Annotated in this window: 19 protein-coding genes, 1 tRNA gene and 1 riboswitch; of the genes, 17 read left to right on the forward strand and 3 right to left on the reverse strand. The window is 46.9% G+C overall.

Annotated elements, in window-relative coordinates; translation table 11 throughout:
* Positions 1-92: 92 nt before the first annotated feature.
* Positions 93-641 carry a thioredoxin family protein gene (locus BMY78_RS06105; protein WP_090895634.1) on the reverse strand — a complete coding sequence of 183 codons (549 nt, stop codon included), beginning with the start codon at positions 639-641 and terminating at the stop codon, positions 93-95.
* A 228-nt stretch (positions 642-869) separates the two neighbouring features.
* Here BMY78_RS06105 and BMY78_RS06110 point away from each other — a divergent pair, with 228 nt between their 5' ends.
* The 7 genes from BMY78_RS06110 to BMY78_RS06140 all read left to right on the forward strand — a co-directional run bounded on the left by BMY78_RS06110 (position 870) and on the right by BMY78_RS06140 (position 8,065).
* The gene (locus BMY78_RS06110) at positions 870-2,558 is read left to right on the forward strand and encodes an RsmB/NOP family class I SAM-dependent RNA methyltransferase (protein WP_090895636.1); all 1,689 of its coding nucleotides are present in this window, start codon (positions 870-872) and stop codon (positions 2,556-2,558) included.
* Positions 2,555-3,301: a pseudouridine synthase gene (locus BMY78_RS06115; protein ID WP_090895638.1), complete on the forward strand. Its 747-nt coding sequence runs from the start codon at positions 2,555-2,557 to the stop codon at positions 3,299-3,301. The genes BMY78_RS06110 and BMY78_RS06115 overlap by 4 nt, the downstream gene beginning before the upstream one ends.
* 118 nt (positions 3,302-3,419) lie before the next feature.
* Positions 3,420-3,752, forward strand: coding sequence for a hypothetical protein (locus tag BMY78_RS06120; protein WP_090895641.1), 333 nt, complete (start codon positions 3,420-3,422; stop codon positions 3,750-3,752).
* Positions 3,753-3,874: 122 nt separating this feature from the next.
* Positions 3,875-4,681, forward strand: coding sequence for a Cof-type HAD-IIB family hydrolase (locus BMY78_RS06125; protein WP_090902099.1), 807 nt, complete (start codon positions 3,875-3,877; stop codon positions 4,679-4,681).
* A gap of 99 nt (positions 4,682-4,780) precedes the next feature.
* Positions 4,781-5,836 carry a hypothetical protein gene (locus tag BMY78_RS06130; protein ID WP_090895644.1) on the forward strand — a complete coding sequence of 352 codons (1,056 nt, stop codon included), beginning with the start codon at positions 4,781-4,783 and terminating at the stop codon, positions 5,834-5,836.
* Positions 5,837-5,936: 100 nt separating this feature from the next.
* Positions 5,937-6,491: a GNAT family N-acetyltransferase gene (locus BMY78_RS06135; RefSeq protein WP_090895647.1), complete on the forward strand. Its 555-nt coding sequence runs from the start codon at positions 5,937-5,939 to the stop codon at positions 6,489-6,491.
* Positions 6,492-6,934: 443 nt separating this feature from the next.
* Positions 6,935-8,065, forward strand: a complete 1,131-nt coding sequence (locus tag BMY78_RS06140; RefSeq protein WP_090895650.1) for a glycosyltransferase family 4 protein — start codon at positions 6,935-6,937, stop codon at positions 8,063-8,065.
* 90 nt (positions 8,066-8,155) lie between these two features.
* On the opposite strand, the gene BMY78_RS06145 is transcribed toward BMY78_RS06140, so the two are convergent.
* Positions 8,156-9,214 carry a YkvI family membrane protein gene (locus BMY78_RS06145; RefSeq protein ID WP_090895652.1) on the reverse strand — a complete coding sequence of 353 codons (1,059 nt, stop codon included), beginning with the start codon at positions 9,212-9,214 and terminating at the stop codon, positions 8,156-8,158.
* 205 nt (positions 9,215-9,419) lie between these two features.
* Here BMY78_RS06145 and BMY78_RS06150 point away from each other — a divergent pair, with 205 nt between their 5' ends.
* The 4 genes from BMY78_RS06150 to BMY78_RS06165 all read left to right on the forward strand — a co-directional run bounded on the left by BMY78_RS06150 (position 9,420) and on the right by BMY78_RS06165 (position 11,218).
* On the forward strand, positions 9,420-10,001 hold the full coding sequence (locus BMY78_RS06150) for a xanthine phosphoribosyltransferase (protein WP_063564778.1): 582 nt from the start codon (positions 9,420-9,422) through the stop codon (positions 9,999-10,001).
* 98 nt (positions 10,002-10,099) lie between these two features.
* Positions 10,100-10,429 (forward strand): hypothetical protein, encoded by a 330-nt coding sequence (locus tag BMY78_RS06155; RefSeq protein WP_024629266.1) that lies wholly within the window; start codon positions 10,100-10,102, stop codon positions 10,427-10,429.
* Positions 10,430-10,552: 123 nt separating this feature from the next.
* The gene (locus BMY78_RS06160; RefSeq protein ID WP_090902102.1) at positions 10,553-10,771 is read left to right on the forward strand and encodes a hypothetical protein; all 219 of its coding nucleotides are present in this window, start codon (positions 10,553-10,555) and stop codon (positions 10,769-10,771) included.
* A gap of 117 nt (positions 10,772-10,888) precedes the next feature.
* Complete coding sequence (locus tag BMY78_RS06165) at positions 10,889-11,218, forward strand: carboxymuconolactone decarboxylase family protein (protein WP_062322073.1); 330 nt, start codon at positions 10,889-10,891, stop codon at positions 11,216-11,218.
* A 105-nt stretch (positions 11,219-11,323) separates the two neighbouring features.
* On the opposite strand, the gene BMY78_RS06170 is transcribed toward BMY78_RS06165, so the two are convergent.
* On the reverse strand, positions 11,324-11,788 hold the full coding sequence (locus BMY78_RS06170; RefSeq protein ID WP_090895654.1) for a C40 family peptidase: 465 nt from the start codon (positions 11,786-11,788) through the stop codon (positions 11,324-11,326).
* Between the two features lie 5 nt (positions 11,789-11,793).
* A riboswitch (cyclic di-AMP (ydaO/yuaA leader) is annotated at positions 11,794-11,925 on the reverse strand.
* Positions 11,926-12,335: 410 nt separating this feature from the next.
* Here BMY78_RS06170 and pelA point away from each other — a divergent pair.
* The 6 genes from pelA (at position 12,336) to BMY78_RS06200 (ending at position 22,476) form a co-directional block, all read left to right on the forward strand.
* Positions 12,336-13,295 carry a pectate lyase gene (gene pelA / locus BMY78_RS06175; protein ID WP_090895657.1) on the forward strand — a complete coding sequence of 320 codons (960 nt, stop codon included), beginning with the start codon at positions 12,336-12,338 and terminating at the stop codon, positions 13,293-13,295.
* A gap of 114 nt (positions 13,296-13,409) precedes the next feature.
* Positions 13,410-13,493, forward strand: a tRNA-Leu gene (locus tag BMY78_RS06180).
* 332 nt (positions 13,494-13,825) lie between these two features.
* Positions 13,826-17,761 carry a X2-like carbohydrate binding domain-containing protein gene (locus tag BMY78_RS06185; protein ID WP_090895659.1) on the forward strand — a complete coding sequence of 1,312 codons (3,936 nt, stop codon included), beginning with the start codon at positions 13,826-13,828 and terminating at the stop codon, positions 17,759-17,761.
* Positions 17,762-18,137: 376 nt separating this feature from the next.
* Positions 18,138-20,348 (forward strand): helix-turn-helix domain-containing protein, encoded by a 2,211-nt coding sequence (locus BMY78_RS06190; RefSeq protein WP_090895662.1) that lies wholly within the window; start codon positions 18,138-18,140, stop codon positions 20,346-20,348.
* Positions 20,349-20,706: 358 nt separating this feature from the next.
* A complete protein-coding gene (locus BMY78_RS06195) occupies positions 20,707-21,561 on the forward strand; it encodes an ABC transporter permease (protein WP_024629272.1) in 855 nt (284 codons plus the stop codon).
* Between the two features lie 15 nt (positions 21,562-21,576).
* Entirely contained in the window at positions 21,577-22,476 is a 900-nt protein-coding gene (locus BMY78_RS06200; RefSeq protein ID WP_090895664.1) for a carbohydrate ABC transporter permease, read from the forward strand.
* Positions 22,477-22,525: the final 49 nt, after the last annotated feature.

Consider the following 22,525-nt stretch of genomic DNA (forward strand, 5'->3'; position numbering starts at 1 on the left):
ATTATTAAAAGTTAGGAATGACTCCAGAGCTTGTCCATGAAAAGGACAATATAATCCATGCGGGTCTATCAAATCCGCGAAGGGATATGCGTTTAGCTTGCCGATGGAGTGGCACTGCTTTTATATTTCTCGAAAAATTGCTTGTAGTCATCCAGGGTATAACCGTTGTCACTGCCATTTTCCTGCAGCCCGCCAACCATACGGTCTTTCTCAACACCATCCTGATAATATACCAGAGTTGGTGTGTACTCAATGTTATAATCGGTCCAACCGGAATCAAATTCGCGCAGATTGAACTGAGGCAGTTGAATGCCTTCTTCATCGACCAGTGGCATCAACTGTGGTGTTGTCGCACGGCAGTGTGAGCAGTCGGAGGCAAAGAAATAGACAAAGAAGCTGTCTTTGTTATCGATTTTGGCTTTCAAATCAGCTGGTAAAATAATCTGTTGGTAGTTCGGATCGTCCAGCAATTCACGGGTTGCGGGATTAAGCTTGGAGGCGGCGATGCCATAAGCATTCCCCACGGCGTCCATTTGTTTCTTGGATTGCTGGTTCACCAGGACAAGTGCTGCAATCAATACGACGAAAATACCCAGGAAAATAAGGATCGCAGCGCTTTTCTTTTTCTTCTTGGATTTCATTAAGACATCCCCCATCGATCATATCGAAATATAGTTTTGGCAAAAATACAGGATGGGATAATATGCATAAACACCCGAATTTTTGCACATCCATCAATCTACTTGCCATTATACTACATTACACGCTGTAGTGGAATATATATGGTGCATGAAGCAATAGGAAAGCCATGCCCGGATATGATAACATAGGACTAGTTGCAATTTTAACAAGACAGGATGAGTGGGATTATGGCTGTACAGCTGCCTTCGATATTTGCCGAGCGAATGAAAAGCTTGTTAGGCGATGAATTTGAACAATTTATGAAATCTTATGAGCAGTCGCCACATGCGGGGCTGAGAGTGAATACGTTAAAAATATCGCTGGAACAATTCAAGGAAATTGCTCCATTTGATATGCGACCCATTCCGTGGTGCGGAACGGGTTTTTATGTGCCTCACGGGGTTAAGCCGGGGTTACATCCTTATTATCATGCGGGTCTGTATTATATCCAGGAACCAAGCGCCATGGCCCCGGTTGAATTATTGAATGTGAAGCCCGGGGAACGTGTGCTGGATCTGTGTGCTGCTCCTGGCGGGAAAACAACCCAGATCGCAGCCAAGCTTCAAGGTAAAGGTGTACTGGTTACGAACGATATCCATGCGGAACGTACGAAAGCACTCGCCAAAAACGTGGAATTGTATGGAGTACGTAATGCTGTTGTATTAAATGAATCACCGGAACGGATTGCGAATGCATTTCCTCATTATTTTGACAAAGTGTTAATCGATGCGCCTTGCTCTGGTGAGGGCATGTTCCGCAAAGATGAGGACATGGTGAAATCTTGGGAAAACCATTCGGTGGAAAAATGTGTGCTGATGCAGCGCGATATTCTGGAGACTGCGGCCAAGCTGCTTGCTCCAGGGGGAACCATCGTATATTCCACATGTACGTTTGCGCCGGAGGAAAATGAAGCGATGATAGCGGAATTTCTGAACATCAATCCTGATTTTGTGGTGTATGACATCCCGGAAAGTGCTGGATTTGCTCCAGGACGACCGGAATGGGTGCATCAGATGTTGCCCGAAAAAGCAGAAGAGACGGAATCTGTGCTGGAGCAAACGCGCGGCACTGCGAGGTTATGGCCTCACCTGTTGGAAGGGGAAGGTCATTATGTTGCTGTATTGCAGCATCGTGCTGCATCACTTGCAGAAGAAGACGGAAGTCAAGAACAGGGTAGCGGATCACAGAATGGACAGGCAGTGAGCGCAAACTTCTCGGAACCAACTGAATTGGTAGATCCATTCATCCGTGCATCTGCACCAATCAGTAAAGAAAAGCGGAAACGGGAACGTTTAATGAGAACCGAATCCAGAGAGAGCAATGACAGGCATACCCGTGGTGGCAAAGCTCAAGGAAAACAGGGCAAAGGAAACGATCGTGGTGGTCGCAAAAACGAACGGAGTCAGGGACGAGGAGCCGATCAGGCGAGTGTTGATCCAGGAACGGTGTATGCTCAATTTGTACAAGATAATCTGAAAATCGAGCTTGCTGGAGAAACAGTGTTTTACGGTGATCGCGTGTATCAATCTTCTGTGGGTGCTGCTCGTCTGGAAGGGCTCAAGGTTATTCGGCCAGGGTGGTTTATGGGTACCGTGAAGAATGGGCGATTTGTGCCCTCCCATCCGCTTGCATGTGCTTTGAATGCAGCTGAAGCCCAGAGATCCGTTAATTTATCTTCGGTAGACGGTGAAGCGGTAAGGTATCTCAAAGGAGAGACGTTGAACATCGAAGAAGTGCGAGTTGAACGCCAAGCAGATACCGCTGCTAAAGGTTATGTGTTGGTGTGTGTGGACGGATATGCGGCTGGCTGGGGGAAATGGCTGGATGGTGTACTGAAAAATGAATATCCGGCAGGCTGGAGGTGGACATCGGTATGAGCGGAAAAGGCAAACAAACGCTGCGTCTGGATAAAATATTGAGTCATATGGGTGTGGGGTCTCGAAGTGAGCTCAAAAAGATGGTGAAGCAGGGTAGAATCCGTGTGGACGGAAAACCAGTGAAAGATAGCGGTGTACAGGTTAATCCGGACGTAAACGTTATTGAAGCCGATGGAGAGCGGATTGTGTATCGGGAAATGATCTACCTGATGCTGCACAAACCACCTGGCGTGGTGTCGGCAACCGAAGATAATCGGGATAAAACGGTGATTGATCTGCTACGTAAAGAGGAGCGTGTCTTCGATCCGTTCCCTGTGGGACGACTGGACAAAGATACCGAGGGCCTGCTCATTCTAACGAATGATGGGCCACTTGCCCATGATCTGTTATCCCCGCGTAAACATGTGCCCAAGACGTATGAAGCCCGTGTGCTGGGAAACGTTGACGAAGAAGATATTGAAAAATTCAAAGCCGGCATTCAGCTGGATGATGGATATGAGACGTTGCCTGCGGAACTGACTGTGCTGGATCGTGAGGACACGGAAGAGGGCGTGTTTTCTTCCATTTCATTGATCATTCATGAGGGCAAGTTTCACCAGGTGAAAAGGATGTTCCAGGCTGTAGGCAAACGCGTAGTTTATTTGAAACGTGTTGCCATGGGTGATCTGGAGCTGGATGCCAATCTGGAAATTGGCAGTTATCGCCAACTAACCGCAGACGAGTTAGATCGTCTGCGGAAGTAACGCTCCCGTCCTTCGCGAAGCGGAGCAGGGAGCCGGGCAGAAGGCGAAGCCCTGCCCACCGCACCAAAGGTGCAACAGCTCCCGTCCTTCGCGAAGCGGAGCAGGGAGTCTGGGCAGGATGCGAAGCCCTGCCCACCGCACCAAAGGTGCAACAGCTCCCGTCCTTCGCGAAGCGGAGCAGGGAGCCCGGGCAGGGGGCGAAGCCCTGCCCACCGCACCAAAGGTGCAACAGCTCCCGTCCTTCGCGAAGCGGAGCAGGGAGTCCGGGCAGAAGGCGAAGCCCTGCCCACCGCACCAAAGGTGCAACAGCTCCCGTCCTTCGCGAAGCGGAGCAGGGAGCCGGGCAGGGGGCGAAGCCCTGCACGTAATGGTCCCGCTTGAGCTTGGGCGGGACCGTCGCTGTCAAGCGGCAGACCCGGCAACAAGCGCTCCCACGCCACCCGTCACATAGCAAGATCGAAACCGCCGCCGGTAGACGAGACGGGAGTCCAGAGGGCAGAGCCCTCTGGGGCCCTCCCTCGGAAGGGAGGGTTTGGGTGGGTGCGACTCTTTTACAGATAAGGAATGAAGACAATGACAATTAAATTAATCGCACTGGATGTCGATGGAACGCTGCTTAATGATCATCATGAACTTACCGAATTAACGCAAGAGACTTTAATTCGTGCTTCCCGTCAGGGCGCTGAGATTGTCCTGTGTTCAGGCAGAGGTCCTGCGAACACGATCCCGTTTATGGAGCAGATGGGCCTTGACGGGTATGTCATTACACATAATGGTGCGGTTACTGCTCAGGTCCAGACTCGTGAAGTCGTGCACCATTTTGCTATGGATGGACAGGGACTGGAGCCTTTCATAACTTACTGCCGTACGCAAGGTGTGCATTTTGATATCAACACAGCGTTTGGACTCTATGTAGATCAGCCGGAAGGTTTGGAACTGCAGGTACGTGAAATGTATCAAAACTTCATGGCAGAGCCATTAAAGCTGCCGCAATGGGCAGATATGACAGAGCCGCTTGCAAAATTCACTGCGTTTGGACCCATTGAGCAGATGAATGCGGTGCAGCAGGAGTGGTCGACCTGGAATCTTCCTTATTATATGACGCGCAGCGGTGATTTTTTCATTGATTTGATGCATCCCGAAGCCTCCAAAGGTGCAGCTCTAAAAAGACTGGCCGACGCCAAAGGAATCCTGCCTTCCGAGATCATGGCGGTAGGTAACTACTACAATGACATTACCATGTTGACCTTTGCGGGCAAAGGGGTAGCGATGGACAATTCCCCGGAGGAAGTCAAAGCTGCTGCGGATGAGGTTACACTTTCGAACAATGATCAGGGTGTGGCCCATGCTATTCAAAAACATGTGTTGTTGTCCGTCTAACATACACGATTAAAATCTGATTAGACGCTGTATCTTATAAACTGTCGCTCTCAAGGGCAACCTAATAGAACAACGTTAGGAATTGAGGGGGACAGGTACATGGAACTAAAAGTAGAGCTGATTCCTGATCTTCGTACATCAGGTGGCGAAGTGCAGGATATTATGGTGGACGGTCAATACGTGGGTTCGCTGCTGCTGGTGTTCAGAGAAGGAGACCGGGTATCCGGCAGCCTTCAGATCGAGCAGGATTCGCTAATTGACGAGACAGAACATGATATTGTGGAGCAGGTGCACGAATATATTCGTTCTCTCGCGGATGCGGTAAGTGCTGCTGAATATGAAGTGCTTGTAAGCTGCGGTACATTGTATTCTGTGTTACAGAAAACAGAGTCTCCAATGGATGAGTTCATTCAGTCTTCACGGTCTGAAGATAAGTATAGTCACGATGGGAAAAGTGATCGGGCTGGTGTAAATGATGTACGCGTCATATCCGGCTCACAAGCCGAATCATTTACATATGAAGACCCGGAACATTTGCTGGAGATGGAGCTGGTAAGCGCCGGACGCAGCATATCAACCTATATATTTAATGACCCCAATGGACAGGAGCTGGCCGAAGCCTCTCTGAGACAATATGGTGCAGATGTACAGGGCGAGATCCATTGGTATGATGAACCGGCGGAGAGTTATCAGGATGCGGCTGCCGAGCTGCTGGTACGAGAGCTGGATGAAGAAGTTATCGATACGATTACGATCCGCATGTGGCATCAAGGGCAGGAGCTGGAATCGGCGGAATGGGTGCACCGGGATTTTGCGGATGAGGTTGAGTTAGAGTCCGAAGAAGATCTTGAAGAGATTGAAGCTGCTGAAGAAGCCTGCTACGTCATGCTGGTGCGCAAAGATCGGGAGTTTCGAGTATATGACTTGTTTCTTCAAGAACGCGGAGGGCTACCTGTAGGTACAGCAACGATCGATACCTCACAAGCGGATTTGTCAGGATATATGGATTATCAGGTTCCGGGCACAAGTGCTCAGCGAAAGAGTCTGGTTGAAGTTCTGATGAGGGAGCTGGACAAAGAGCTTGAATTTGATACATTACATCTCACGATGTTATATCGAAATCAAATGATTGATGAAGCGAAGATCGAAGGGTAAGAGGCACAGCCTCTTGCCTTTTTGTTTTCTTTTTGACGAACAAGCCATTTCCCGGTATAGTACCATTAGTTTAAGAGAGACCTGGAAGTGGAGGAGAATCATGAAGCACTCATTCAGTATCACATCAGACTACATTAATGACGAATTTAAGGCATTGCAGGCTCAGCCGGAAGACACGGAGAATGTGATGTCTCTGCTTATGGAAACAGCCGAATGGCTGCGGAGCCAGGGGTCTTCTCAATGGAATGCTTTGTTAAAAGGTGAGGATTCTCATCATACGGCGGAGGCGATTCAGCGTGGCGACGTATTTGTATTTAAGAAGGGCTCTGACGTTGCTGGCATGGTTATTTTGATGAGTATGCCAAGTGCATGGGATGTGCATTTGTGGGGAAGCAAAGCGCATGCCGGGGATGGTGCACTTTATCTGCACCGATTAGCCATTCGCAGAAAGTATGCCCAGAGTGGACTGGGACGGGCGATTCTGCAATGGTCCAGCAGTGGGATCCAGTTTGAGGATAAACATATCGTCCGATTGGATTGTGGAGCGGACAACGCAACATTGAACGCATTCTATACGCGTAACGGCTATACTTTTGTGGGAGAGACAGATGGCTTCAGTACGTATGAGAAGGCGGTCACACACCGGTCTGTATAACACTGTATCCAACATATCTAGTGCATTCAAAAAGCCGGGAGCTACCATTGCTCACCGGCTTTCATTTGCATGTGGACAAAGAGGTTGAACTTTCAAACCATACATCCGCTTCTTAGCCGAGCATCTCCTGAATATGTTGTATATACGTCTCCGGAGTGAGGGCTTACGCTCAAACAAGATGAAAAAGATGAACGTATAGTAAATAAAGGCAGCCAGAGAGCGGTTACTTCCGGTGAAGTTGACACAGTACCTAACAATATTCGTCATGTCGTCAGCGTCAGAACCAACATGGTACAATGGATATTGAAATGAATTCTATTATTCAGCTGTAAATGACCTAGTGATAAGGAATCTCATTTTGTACCTTTACTGAACATATGTTCTGATATATCATGATTGAAGATGTAATGAAAAGACTTATGCTAGAAAGGGGGAAACTAACGGTGAGATTGCTGCAGGCGCTTTTCTTTCCTCCGGAGCAGCCCGGAGGTGTATCCTCTATGATTCCGTATATGCAAGAGAGGTTTACAACCCCGAGGTGGGAGATGGATCTGTTCTCACTGCCTAAGCGAATTCGCAACAAGGGCAGAGAAGATATCCAGTTTGAGACGTTCGATTGGACGCAGTATCAGGATAGTCCTGTCGTGCAAAAATATATGCAAACCTACCGGGATTACTTGTGGTGGACCAAGCTGCGTATTCAGAAGCCTTACGATCTGATCCATGCCCATCACCCTATTGCGGGGCTTGCAATGAAGAAGGTTTTCCCGGATGTTCCTCTCATTCAAACGATCCACTCCAGTTATGAGCGAGAGCTGATTCTGAATGGACGCATTGAGCCGGATGGACCGGAGCATCAATTCTTGCTGGCCATCTATGGTGAGCTGGAGCACCAGGCAGAGCGGTTGTTAACGGTGTCGGATTCTTTCCGTCGTTATCTGGCGCCCTATGTGCAGCATCCCGATGTTATCGGTGTAATTCCGAACGGTTTTGATGAGAAACGGTTTAAACCCATTCCCCATGAGAATGCGATACCACAGCTGGTCACCGTATGCCGCCTGGTTCCGGCGAAAGGGCTGGATATTCTGTTCAAAGCCTGTGCCGAACTGAAAGCGCGGGGACATGACTATGTGCTTCATATTATTGGGGACGGACCGATCCGTCCGGACTTGGAAGAATTGGCCCAACGGCTGGGCATTTATAATGAGACTATTTTTTATGGTTACACGCTGCACCCCGAGGAATTCATGCCATTTTTTGATATCTTTGTGCTTCCTTCGCGGGCGGAGGCGTTCGGGTCTGTTTTTGCGGAGGCAGCGCTTAGCTGTCTTGCCCTTGTAGGTACAGATGTTGGCGGCATACCAGAGCAGATCGAAAACGGCAGTAATGGCTTGCTGGTGCCTTCAGAAGATCCATCTGCATTGGCAGAAGCGCTGGAGAAGGTGATGGTTGACCCGGCGTATCGTTATGAGCTTGCCCGTTCGGCATGTGAGAAGGCCAAAACCCATTACTCTTTGGGCAGATCAGTCAATGAACTGAAAAAAATGTATTTACAATTTCCGAGCCAGGTCTAGTTTCTGAAAAGGGAAAGAAGGAAGCCGCTGTGAGAACAGCGGCTTTTTTATGTTTAGGGAAATGATGTTTCGCAACAAAAGGATACGTTGTTATAGATGTTTTTTGCGTCCGCGAAAGCTTCCCCATCGATCCATTACTAATTTTGCACCCCAGACCAGTGCCAAACTGCCGAAAATGGGGTAAAGAATAGAGAGCAGGGAACTGAATCCAAACTGGCTGAGCGAATAACATAGCAGCATGATGGCCAGTATGATTAGTTTGGGATGTACGTGGACATGCTGTCTGAGTTGGAGGGTCATTCCATAAATATCGGCTACAAACGTACTGAAGATTTCCATGAAAATCAGAGATACATAGATAGACTGGACTACCCATCCAAGTTGAAAGGCAATGCTGCCCATCGGAATTTCAAATTGTGTGATGCCAGGCATCTGGGCCGACATGGCGAAGTGGGCTGCCATAAGCATGAATCCTACACCAATTCCGCCCAGAACGCCGCCCCATTTCAGTACCTTTCGGCTGCGAATCTGATTCCCCACCGGAACGAGTACAGCTTGGGCAAGAGCCAGGTTGAATGAAGCATACAACAGAGGAGATAACCAGACCCGTATTGGATTGCTGTCGGTGGTTAATGTAATAAATCGGTTTGCGCCGGGATGATTTATGGTGCTGATGATCATAAGCAGAGATAGCAGAAGCATCATGGGCACTACGATACTGTTCATTTGCAGAATGGCCTGAATGCCCCGTCCAAGCAGCAGATAAGTACCGATAAGGGTGACAATCAGTCCGGTCTGATAATGAAGTCCCAGATGCTCTACAAAGACCGACCCTGCTCCTGCCAGCATGACACTGTTTACTCCAATGAGGATCAGAAGGGTAACCCAGGTAATCCAGTTTCCTGCTTTATGGCCGAATAGATGTTTGTTGAGATCTTCGTATGAGCGCGAGCCGGTATCATGGGCAATCAGCATCATTTTTGTACCTAACCAGACAAAGAGCATGGTCGATAAGCCGATGGTAATGGTGGCCCATTTGCCATACTGGGTAAAAAACTGCAATATCTCCTGCCCTGTTGCAAAGCCGGCTCCAACTACCGTTCCAATGTATGTAAATGCGATCTGCAGCACCCGAAATGCCTGTTTCATGCGTTTCCCCTCTCAGGCCCCTGAATAGTTTGGACATGCGGGTGCCATGGTACAAGGTATGCTTGACCCGTCAAACTCATGACAATTGAAGTATGGCAAAGGGTCATTTAACATGCTCTGAACAAGAGCAAAGGCAATTTCGCTTGAACTGATAGCGGGATCTATGATACTTTTACGTCATAGGAACGGCTTGGGAGGTCAAATTATGGAAGTATTGAAACAACGAATTTTACAAGAAGGCGTAGTCATGTCAGATCAGGTGCTGAAGCTGGATGGTCTGCTGAATCACCAGATTGATCCTGCATTGACGATGGAAATGGGAAGGGAATTTGCCGCTCGTTTTCGTGAAAGTGGTGTAACTCGGGTCATTACAGTGGAGTCTTCCGGGATTCCGGTCGCCTTTGCTGCTGCACATGAACTGGGTGTTCCGCTGGTATTTGCTCGTCGCAAAAAAACACTTTTGGCTGACCCCGATGCCTACTGTGAAAGAGTGCCTTCTTTTACCAAAGGGATTGTAACGGATATTATGGTGTCCCGTGAGTATATTCATGAAAATGACCGTATTTTGTTTATTGACGATATCATTGCCAATGGCGATGCTGCTCGTGGTGTCATCAAAATTATCGAACGTTCGGGTGCGGAACTGGTTGGATTCGGTGTCGTGGTCGAAAAATGTTTTCAGGCCGGAGCGCGCACCATTCGTGAGCAGGGCATTCCGGTTGAAGCGTTGGTGCGTATTCGTTCTTTGAACGATGGCACCGTGCAATTTGACGATAACGAATTGTGACTTTTTAAAGGAAAAAGTGCCTATTTTTATAACAATGCCTTTGCATGACCGCTGATTTCATTTATAATGGGGTTATGTTAGGGAGAGGAGGCAACACCATGGGTAACCAACCGGCAACAGAACAATTTTTTATTGATAAGCTGGCGGAATCGAAAGTACATTTTGAGCGTGCCCTGGATTGTAAACATACGGAATTCGATGACCTTTATCCCTATATGATTGAACATCCTCAATTTTTCTGGTACAAACGCTACGTTGCCTGGTCAGAATTGCTGACGATTGTAGGCTTGTGCGAAGAGTTGTCCTTCTCTTGGAAAGAACAATTTACACCGCATCAAGTGGAGTACCTTGAAGAACGTGTGATGTCCGCCAAAGTGCTTGATTTTTGGTTTGAGAAGAACGACAGCAAAGAGCACGCGCAGCGGTAACTTTCAGTCGGGACATACTTTCGAATGACATGACAGTCCAATACAGTCACGTGAGACCTAAATGACTTTTCATTTAGGTCTCTTTTTGTAAATAATTTTTTTGGGAAAGTAGGCGCCATGAATATGATCAGTGATGCAGAATTGGATGCACTGCGTTTATCGGGTGAAAAAGTAAGGGTAGTACGGGACGAGATTCAGTCCAATGATGTGACAGGCATTGTGGTTGCCTGGGACGGGGAGCAGGTGCTCATTCGCCGTCAGAATCGTCGTGTGGTCAAGCTGGACCGGAAATATCAGTATCAGTTGTTCAGCGAGCCACGTAAGAGTCCGCTCGAAGAATAGGACGTGTGTTTTTAGGTTCATTTACCATGGGTGTTTTGGCATAATTGCACCTCTCGGGTGAAAAGATAGGTACAGTGAGAGCTTGTAACATATCAGCCGAGAGGATGTGCGGTAACCATGACATTAATGAATGATAAGGTTCATGCCTATAAAGATCAGATTGGTGAATTAAGCGACGTGCTGCCAGCTGTGGTGAAGTCTTATCATGAGTTCACTGGAGAATGTTTTCAGGCAGGGGCGATTGATGCCAAGACCAAACAGCTGATAGCGCTGGGCATTGGTTTGTTTGCAAACAATGAGGTATGTACGTTTTACCATGTGGAAGAGGCGCGTGCCAAAGGAGCGACCGATCAGGAGATTATGGAGACGGTTGCTGTGGCTGGAGCCGTAGGCGGAGGCCATGCGTTGTCTCAAGGTGCAATGAGAGTACAGAAGGCTCTACATTAAGTATAGAAGTCTACAGCACAGCGGATTTGTAAACAAAAGTCCCAAAACAAAGAGGAGGTCCCGGATTCACCCGGAGCCTCCTCTTTGCGCTATTTCCAATCAAACTTATATTTTGCCCAGCATTTTGTTATACATAAACTGACCTGTTACCCGGCGTGCTGTTACATAACGATCATTGAAATATGGATTGGATAATTGGGTGATGCTGACACCCTTACTGCTGGAAGCATGAGCGAACTGTCCGCCCCCGATATATACTCCTGTATGAGAAATGCCATTGCCCATCGTATTAAAGAATACCAGGTCACCTGTACGCAGATTAGCTTTGGATACCGGTGTTCCGGCCTTCGCTTGCTGCTGGGAAGTACGTGGTAATTCAATGCTATATTTGTTGAAAATATATCTCATAAATCCAGAGCAATCAAACCCGGCGAGTGTCGTGCCGCCCCATTTGTAAGGAATGCCTGTCATGTTGTTAACGACGGTGTTAATACTGCTTGCCTCTGTGCTTGCTGCACCGGATGTAAATAGAACTGCTGCTCCAAAAATAGAAATGATAAGCTTTTTCAAAATTGTTGTTCTCCCTTCGATGCCTACGGAGTTAGCTAAGGGTTCGGTAGAAGGTTCCCTATATTTCCTATGTATAAGAATAATTCACCCAAAATGGTTCCCCCGTTTTCAAACATGAAACTCGGCAAATGAATAATTAAGTTTTTGTAACCTTTTGAAACTATATTGCATAAATGCGAAAATGTCAAACCGATCTTGAACCCTTCTTATCATCTCAATGTTAACGGAATTATCGCTTTTTATGTAGAAATAACTCGAATGATGGGTTCTAATAAATGACAAAAAAGTAACTACTGTTTCAGAAGGAGAGAAATTGGACAATTTATTGGCTTTCTCACATCCAATTAGACGATAATTATAGGTTGTCCAAAGAATTTGTTACATGTTGTTGCAAATATTGACAAAATTCATATTTTTGCATAGAATTCTTTTTGTATATTCCATTTATTGTATTAAAAGAAATAGTTTGATTTTAAAACAAATATAAGGGGGATAGATTAGCAGGGGAGCAGTTTGCAGAAAATGAATTGAGGAGTGTTTCTAATCTATGTTGAAGGCAAAAACAAGGTTTGCATCTTTGGTTATGGCATGTACAATGGTTTTCTCCGTTGTCGGAATGGTATTTCAGCCTGCTGCTAAGGTCTCTGCTGCAGACGCCTCTGGAACGACAGCAAGTATCTCGGACATTTTGAAGAATCAACATCCAGACGGGGGATGGAAGAAGGATTACAAAGAAACAAGTGGTGAGTGGGCCAAATCTACGATTGATAACAAAGCTACATACTCAGAAATTAGAAGATTAGCCAAGGAATTCAAAAAGACGAATGATCCGCGTTATTCGGCTGCTGCCATCAAAGGAATCAACTTTTTGCTGAATATGCAGTACTCCAATGGGGGTTGGCCACAGGTATACCAAAGCTCCGGTTATCACAAGCACATCACCTTCAACGACGATGCCATGATTAATGTCATGTACATGCTGGATGAAGTAGGTGCACGTAAAGGAGATTTCTCATTCATCGACAGCTCTCTTGCAGATCGTAGTAAAAAATCAGTTGCCAAAGGTGTAGAGGCTATTCTCAATACACAGGTTGTAGCGAACGGTAAACTGACTGCATGGGGGCAGCAGCATGATTCCAGTACCCTTAAACCTGCAGGCGCTAGGATTTATGAAGTGCCTTCTCTGAGTGCTGGAGAGAGCAGTACAATTGTGAAGTTTTTAAAAACTAGACCGGCTAACTCCAAAATTACTGCCTCCATCAAAGCGGCAGAAGCCTGGTTCAACAAAGTTAAAATTACTGGTTACAAGTATGTCAGAGAAAACGGAGACAGCCAACTCATTGCAGATTCAGGTGCAGCGCCAATTTGGGCACGTTTCTATGAAATTGGAACGGATAAACCAATCTTCGTAGGACGTGATGGGGTTGTGAAATACAAACTCAGCGATATCGATAAGGAAAGAAGAGGTGGGTATGCCTGGTACGGCAACTGGCCCTCCAAGATCTAATTTATAAAATGCTTTACACATGAGAAGAGGATAATTTTTTGTTGACACTAATTACCTGCACATGATATATTATTTATTGTCGCCGCGATATAATTTCTCGGAGATAAGATATACGCGGTCGTGGCGGAATTGGCAGACGCGCACGGTTCAGGTCCGTGTGGGCTAACCCCCGTGGAGGTTCGAGTCCTCTCGACCGCATCATGTGCAACACGAAGAAAGGTTCCTAGAATGGCATTGCTGCCACTCTAGGAACCTTTTTTATCTGTTTACGGATCAGAGCGGTTGCTCATCCTGAATGTTTTTTCAACTATTCCTTCAACTTGAGCAAAGAAGAAGTTGATCTTTGTTTATTTATCCAAAAATGGAAAAGTGTTCGTTATGTGACGGTTTGCCCCTGTATTTCAGGTTTAATGTACGTAAAATACCGAAATGTACCTATCCTGAGCATCCTTCATCTACTATTCTCTTCTCGTATGGAAGCGCTATCAACAGGGATTTGAATGACCAAATTCAGAGGGGGTAGGGATAATTTGAAACGAATCGGAAAAAGGATGGCAATGTGTTTCATGGTATTCATGATTGCGGTGGTGCAGTTCGGGATTATGGGAACGACAGGCGGCAATGTGGCACAAGCAGCAGATAAGAGTCTGGCCCAGAAGCCGTATATGGGTTGGAGCAGTTACAGCATGCAGGTATATGACGGGGCGGGTAACTGGACGTCGGCCGAGAGTATTAAGAAGCAGTCGGATGCCATGCGCGAGAAGCTGCAAGCCCATGGATATGAATACATTAATATTGATGCAGGCTGGAACGGTGATGAAGATGAATACGGCCGTCCTATTCCGAGTACTGTTCTTTATCCAAATGGATTTCAGGAGGTCATCGATTATGTCCATAATAACGGACAGAAGATCGGGATCTATCTCATTCCGGGATTATCAATCACCGCTTATGAAAAAAATCTTGAGGTGTATGGAACGGGTGGGGCATGTCGTATGCAGGATATTGCGGTAAAGCCGCTCGTTGTTATGGATGCTTGGGATTCGTACACTTACAAAATTGATTTTACAAACCCTTGCTCACAGAAGTACATTGACTCCATCGCGGATCTTCTTGGCGAGTGGGGCATCAACTTTGTCAAATTCGACAGTGTGACGCCAGGATCAGGGATTAATAACCTGAGCCGGGATGCACGCGGTGATGTAGAGGCATGGTCCAAAGCCCTGGACAGAAATAATATCTGGTTTGAGCTTTCCTGGGCGCTTGACCATAATTACGTGGACTTCTGGAAAAAGTATGCGAACGGCTGGAGGATCGATTGGGATGTTGAAGCCTACGACAGTAGTAAGGGGTTAACAGAATGGTCGAGTATTTCACGCTTATTCCCCATAGCAGCCATCTGGTGGCGTGATGCAGGTCCTGGAGGCTGGAACGATTTTGACTCCCTGAATGTCGGGAATGGCTCGATGGATGGTCTGACCAGAGACGAGCGGAAGACCGCGACGACGTTCTGGGCAATCTCTTCAGCACCGCTTTATACAGGTAATGATCTGACCAGGCTTGACAGCTATGGGCTGGAGCTTCTGACGAATGATGAGGTCATTGCGGTCAATCAGGCCGGACGTCCAGCTCATCCCGTTTCCATGGACACCAAACAGCAGGTATGGTATGCGAATAACGGAGATGGTACGTACAACGTAGCTCTGTTCAATCTGGGCAATCGGAGTGCCGAGGTCAAAGTGAAATGGAGTGATATTGGCCTCGAAGGTCCGGCTTCGGTCCGTGATCTCTGGAGCCATTCCGAACTGGGGAATTTTAATCATGAATTCAGTGGCGGCGTACTGGAACCCCATGCTTCCCGGATGCTTAAGGTAACCGCACTGAGCGGCACATCAGCCGTTAATGATGATGATACGGGCATGCGCTATAGTGGGGATTGGAAGCGTAATGGAGGCAAGGAGCAAATCGATGGCAGACAGGATCTGAGCATCGCCATTACGGATTCCTCAACGACCACTGGTCCAGCCAATATGAATACGCAGCAAGGAGCTGACTTGGAAGCCGGTGATGACCTAATCGCGAACGCAGAAAATGTAGCAAATCCTGCTTCCGTTGATGCGGCTGCTGTTACCGATGTGGTGTACATTAATGATGATGACAGCAATATTCAATACACGGGTTCATGGAGTTCAAGTTCCGGGAGAAATTTCGGGGATTACAAGGAAGATGTACATTTTACTGAGAATGACGGCGATTATTTTGAATATACCTTCACGGGCACAGGCATTGACCTGCTTACGGAGAAGGATCAAGAACAGGGAGACATGATAGTCACACTCGACGATGGAACGCCTGAAACGGTTAGCGCTTATACCAGTGATGAACGAGAAGTGCAACAGGTACTGTATAGCGCTGCTGGTTTGACTAACGGTTCGCATACCTTGAAAGTCGTCAAACAATCGGGCCAGTATATGCTGCTGGATGCGCTTAGAGTAACAAGGGAAATTCCTACAGGAGATCATAACAGCACCATTAGTCCGGCTTCTGCTGACTTTGACAAGGCAACAGAACAACAGAAGGACATTACTGTCACGCTCACATTGAACGGAAATACACTAACTGGCATTGAAAATGACGGAGTAATGCTCAGTGAAGACGACTACACGGTGGTCGATGACAAACTGAACATCAAGAAAGAATATCTCACCCAACTGCCTGTAGGAACAACCGACTTTGTTGTCAATTTCAGCGCTGGTGATCCGCAAACTCTTGCTGTTCAAATCAGAGATACAACGGGCCTTCGTTATGTCCTGATCAATAACGACGATCCGGCCATAAAATACAATGGCTCATGGTCCCGCAGCACGGGGCGAGGTATGGGCGACTATAAAGATGATGTGCAGTATACCGAGACGAATGGTGATTCTTTTGAATATACGTTCAGAGGAAGAGGAATCCAGCTGTTCACAGAGGTAGACCAGTCACAGGGAGATATGGATATCTACGTGGACGGTCAATTCAAGGAGACGGTCAGTGCGTATCGCAACGGACGATTGGCACAGCAGAATCTGTACAGCATATCGGGCTTGCCTGATGGGCAGCACACGCTGAAGGCCGTCAAGAAATCGGGTAGATTTATGCTGCTTGATATGCTCAAGGTTGAGCTCCCGAATATGATTAATCCGGTGAATGCGAGCTTTGACAAATTAGCTTCTGCTCAGGCTGACATTGATGTCACGCTTCTGATCCAGGCGGGAAGCTTCAAGGGCATTACCAACGGCTCCAATGAACTGACACGAGGGACTGATTATACAGTTAATGGCGACCGCGTTACACTGAGCAAAACATATCTTGCTGCCCAGCCTGTAGGAACGTTAAATCTCAGTTTTTCCTTCGGCGGTGATTATCTCAATGACGTACATTCTACGACGGCGGATGGAGATTTCTTCGAGTACACCTTCAAGGGTACTGGAATAAGCTTGATTACACCTACTGGACCGGAGCAGGGAGAAGTAGATATTTATGTCGACGGACAACTGAAGCAAACCGTGAACGCCTATAGTCCGAGTCGCCAAATGATGCAGGAGATTTACAGCATCTCAGGACTGGCAAAAGGTCAGCATACACTCAAAGTTGTGAAGAAATCCGGTGAGCTTATGCTGGCCGATCAACTGAAATTTAATGTCCCTACTGGAAACGGAAACGGTGAACCAACGAATCCGTCGAATCCGTCGAATCCAGGTGGTCCATCCAATCCAGGCGGGCCATCGACTCCAGTCGTCCAGCCTTCAGACACGTCTGTGCCAGCGCCAACTCCTGAATCCGGAACTACTGACGGGACAACAGGAACGGATGATGGTCAGGATATTCCGTACAAGGCGTATATTCAAGGATATCCGGGCGGTTTGTTCAAGCCAGATAACAAGCTCACCCGTGCAGAGATGGCAACCATAGTCGCATTGGTATCTGAGAAAGAAGCCACGGGAGCAGCTGTTGCATTCAGTGACGTTAAATCTGAATATTGGGGAGCCGACGCCATTGCTAAGGTAAGCAAGATGGGGCTGATGAATGGCTACAAGGATGGCACGTTTAAGCCAAATCAGTCATTGACTCGTGCGGAGATGGCCACTCTTGTGTCCCTTCTTGGTCCGGCTTCCGAGATTTCAGGGGATGGTTTCTCGGATATCGGTAGCCATTGGGCCAAGGATGCCATTTTGAAAGCGAAAAGTGCAGGTATTTTGAAAGGCTATAATGATGGAACCTTTAGACCGAATGCCTTACTGACAAGAGCGGAAGCCGTTGTAGCAATCAACAGAGCTTTGGGCAGAGCACCGCTCACGAACGTTTCGCAGCCGCAGTGGAAGGATGTTCCTTCCACACACTGGGCCTTTGGCGATATTGAAGCAGCATCCACTGATCAGGTTGTAAAAGCTCGATCAGAGGGGGAAGAACCAAAGAAGAAATGATGTAAACTAGAATTGGGGGCCATCTTGGCCCCTTTTTTTCTGAATGTTAAGGATTTATGAAAAAGGAGGGAGGCTTATTGTGCAGGAAAACAGGTTTTTGGAGTTGTGGATTATTTCAAAATCAAAGAATTTCGGAAATGTAAAAAAAGCAATGATCATCGTCTTTTAATCGTTGCCTTTTATTCATTCCCGAATGAAATACGATTGAATAATAAGATAAAACAATTGACTAAGCCGAAAAATATTATTATCTTTGATAACGCTACCAATACCTCAAAGAGGGGGAGGAGGGTTACCCATTAAATATTCCAGTGTTTTTCGTAAATTTCTAATTTCCTACGTGATCATTTTGGTGATACCCAGCATTGGCGGTTATATGTCTTATCTGACGTCCATCTCCGTAACACAGTCCATTTCCATTGAGAATAGTGTGACCCAACTTCAGAAAAGCCAGGAAATACTGGAGGGCCGCATGGCGGAAGTGGAGGGCTTCACCCGACAGCTTGCGGTCAATCAGGAATTGAACGTTCTGATGAATGAAAAGGACAACGAAACCAACGTATATGGGATATGGAGAACGATGGAGAATGTGTTGACCTTTGGGCAGACCAATGATTTTCTGCAAAATTATTATATTTATCTTGCGAATTACAATCTAATTTTGACCCCGGGCTCTTCTTACCGACCGAATCACTATTACACTGATTTTCGTTATAACGATCTTTCGTTGGAAGAATGGATGAAGGACGTGTTGCAGAAGACCCACCGGAGTGAGATTAAACCGCTCAGTTCCTACGTCAGCAGGGGGAAGCAAACTTCGGTAATCACATATATGCAGTCATTGCCTCTGGACAGCTTCAATGATTCTTCACCGGCTGTCGCCGTTGTAATCATTGATGAGAAAATGATTCTCGGTCTGTTGTCCAGCCTGAATGACCGATACGGTGGCTGGGTTCATATCAGCGATGCGGAGGGCAATACCATTGCGCTGCAAGGGAGCTCCGAGCCCGAGATGGTGAAAATGGCCTCGGACGCTCATTTTGACCCAAGTAGAGTCAGCCAGTTCTATGGGGATGATCTCGTAATCACTACAAGATCGGATAAGAACGGCTGGGTATACCAAGCGGGTATTCCCCGTCATGTCCTGATGGAGAATGCAAACAGGATCAAGGGGATGACGATGCTGATTACTGGCGGCACACTGCTCATCGGACTGATTGTTGGACTTGTGCTGGCTTATCGCAACAGCGTTCCAATCAATCGACTGTTAAGTGTAATGAAAGAGCAGTTTGGGAAGGATGAATCGGCTCCCAAAAATGAATTTGACTTTTTGAGTGGAAATATCGCTGATATGCTTACCAAAAACAAGCTGCTCGAATCCGAATTGAATCGCCAGCTTCCATTGGTCAGGGATGCTTTCCTGAAGCGATTGATCTCCGGCGAATTCAAATCACGGGATGAGATTCTTTCCGCCGCTGAACAGGCAGATATTAATTTGTATCAAGGCACGGGATATGCAGGAATTGTCCAGATTAAGGGTTATGCCAGTATGGACAGCGTTGAGATCCTGAATGAACTGAATGCCTCCCGACTACTGTTGAAGCAGGCTTTGACTGAACTGGGCGTAGATGTCCTGATGACCGATATGGGCTCGGACAAAGTGGTTGTCCTGTTCTTTTCGAAGGAAACCAACTCCGAAATGGATCGTGAAAAGGAAGATATCACGCATATCATGGAGAATCTGGCCCAGTATGTGTTCAATGAATACAGAATCACCATCCAGTCAGGATTCGGAAATCTCTTCACATCGCTGACAGAGGTCAGCCTATCCTTTGATCAGGCCAATCAGGCGCTGGAATATGCAGTCTACATGAACAAAAAAGGCATGATGTGGAACAACGAAGCCCAAACCGAAAATACAACGTATTATTACCCGCTGGATTCGGAGCAGCGGCTGATTGGCACGATCCGTGCAGGAGAACTTGAAGAGGCCAAACGGATTGTCGATGCGATCGTTGTGCAGAACAGGGAGCAGCGGGAGTTGTCCATGGAAATGAAGCATCAACTTGTCGGAGAAATGAAGGGGACTTTTCTCAAGTTGCTGGATCAAAAGGCGTTTACGGAATATGCCTCCATCGAGAATGTGAAACAGCGGGTCATTGATATTGGTTCCTCGGAGCCGCTCGAAACGATAAAGGCCGAGTTTTATGAAATTATGGAAGAGCTGTGCTCCGTTATTGCCAAAAAGAAGAAAGATGCCCATATTCAAATCATCAAACAGATTAAGGAATATACTGCGAAAATGTATTCCGATACAGAGCTGACGCTGTATCGAGTGGCAGAGCATGTGGAGCGGCCCGAGAAATACATTTCTCAATTATTCAAAGAGATTACGGGTGTTAATTTCTCCGACCACCTGATCAAAGTCCGAATGGATCAGGCTGTGATTTTGTTAAAAGAGAGCAATTATACGGTGGACGAAATTGCGTCACGGGTAGGTTACAATAGTTCTCACTCCTTCAGGAGGGCCTTCAAACGATTAAATGGCGTTTCGCCCAGTGCGTATAGACAATCGGTTGACGATTAAATGAATGGAAGACCCTTTGGCTGTGTTGTCCGTGTTCCGGACAATGCAGTCTTTTTTTTTGCGAATAGGCCTCCGTAATGGGAAAATGGCTGTTGTGATGCGGATGTGTGCCCCCAAAAACGGGATAACTGTACGTTTAATGGCGCAGGTGTACCTGTTTATGGGACATTAAAATCGGCTATGATCAGAAACAAGAAAGCGCTATCAAAATTTACGCATAGTAGACAGCTGGTAAGGGGGGATTGTTCTGGAGAAGGAAATCGTATTAAATCACAAGACATCAACACAGCCGAAGGCACCTGGTTTTCTGACCAATGCCCGCAAAAGAATGATGAAGCACTGGCAGTTACATCTACTGGTGATTCCGCCCTTGCTATTTTTTCTCATCTTCAAATATTATCCGATGATCAATGCGGTTCTTGCCTTTAAGGACTATAACGTCATCAAGGGAATATGGGGAAGTGATTGGGTTGGTTTCCAAAACTTTCGTCTGTTCTTTGAGAATCCATTATTCTGGACCCTGGTGAAGAACACCATTTTGCTTAGCGGTTATTTAGTGTTGGCCGGATTTCCAATTCCGATTGTGCTCGCACTCATGATTAACGAGGTGCGCGGAGCCAAGTTCAAGAAGTTTGTTCAGCTTGTATCTTTTGCTCCCTATTTCATCTCAACAGTCGTGATGGTGTCTATGATTATGCTGTTCCTGGCACCACGGCTTGGATTTGTGAACATCGCCATGAACTTCTTTGGGCTGGATTCCGTGAATTTTCTGGGTGAGCCGGGCATGTTCCGCTCCATCTATGTCTGGTCGGATATTTGGCAGACTGCGGGCTACAGTGCGGTTATTTATTTGGCAGCTCTTGCCGGAATTGACCCCACATTGTACGAAGCAGCCAAGGTCGATGGAGCCTCGCGTTTTCAAAAAATCCGTCACGTGGATCTGCCAGGGCTGGTGCCAACCATTGTTATCATTTTGATTCTGAATGTTGGCAATGTCATGGCGATTGGCTTTGAGAAAGTCTACTTGCTACAGAATCCGCTCAATCTGGCTAATTCTGAAATCATTGCAACCTACGTCTACCGAGTCGGCCTGTTGAATGCCAACTATAGCTTTGCAACTGCCGTAGGGCTGTTCAACTCACTGATTAATCTGGTCTTACTGGTCACGGTGAATGGTTTGGCGAAGAGAGTTACGAAGAATAGCATTTGGTAGGAAAGGAGTTCATCTATGGCTGCGAACATTCAATCCAAGATTAAAGAATCCGCCGTGGACAAAACGTTTCTGATTACAATCTACATTTTGCTCAGTCTCGTGGCGCTGGTGGTCATTTACCCCCTGATATTTATCGTCAGCAGCTCAATCAGCAGCCCGGCAGCAGTAACTTCCGGACGGGTATGGCTTTGGCCCGTAGATATTTCCTTCAACGGTTACAAGGCATTATTTAATACACCTGAAATTCTCATCGGGTACGGTAACTCCATTTTCTATACGGCCGCTGGTACGCTGATCAGTGTAGCGTTGACCATCATGATTGCCTATCCGTTGTCACGCAAGACCTTTTTCGGCAGGAACACTCTGATGATGATCATTACCTTTACCATGATCTTCAGTGGTGGGCTCATTCCGACTTATATGGTGGTGAAGCAGCTTCATCTGATTGATACGCGCTGGGCGTTACTGATCCCGAATGCAATCTGGGTATGGCAGGTTATTATTGCTCGTTCGTTCTTTCAATCTTCGATTCCCGGGGAGCTTCTGGAAGCCAGCGAAATTGACGGCTGTAGTGATATGCGGTTCATCTGGAGTGTTGTACTCCCATTATCGAAGCCGATTATCGCCGTGCTGGTTCTCATGTATGCTGTGGGGCAGTGGAATGCGTACTTTGACGCCCTGATCTATCTCAAATCGGCAGACCTGTTCCCGCTGCAACTCATCTTGCGAAGTATCATCATTCAAAACAACGGTTCGGGTGCCATGGACTTGGCGAAAATGGTGGAAAGACAGCAGCTTACCGAACTGTTAAAATATTCGTTAATTGTGGTCGCCACGTTGCCTGTACTTGTCATCTATCCATTTGTACAGCGTCATTTTGTACAGGGGATGCTGGTCGGTTCCGTTAAGGGTTGATCCTTAGATTCGGTGTATGGAGAAAGAAGATATAGACGTTCATACGCAA

Source organism: Paenibacillus sp. OK076, assembly GCF_900110055.1.
Lineage (GTDB): Bacteria > Bacillota > Bacilli > Paenibacillales > Paenibacillaceae > Paenibacillus.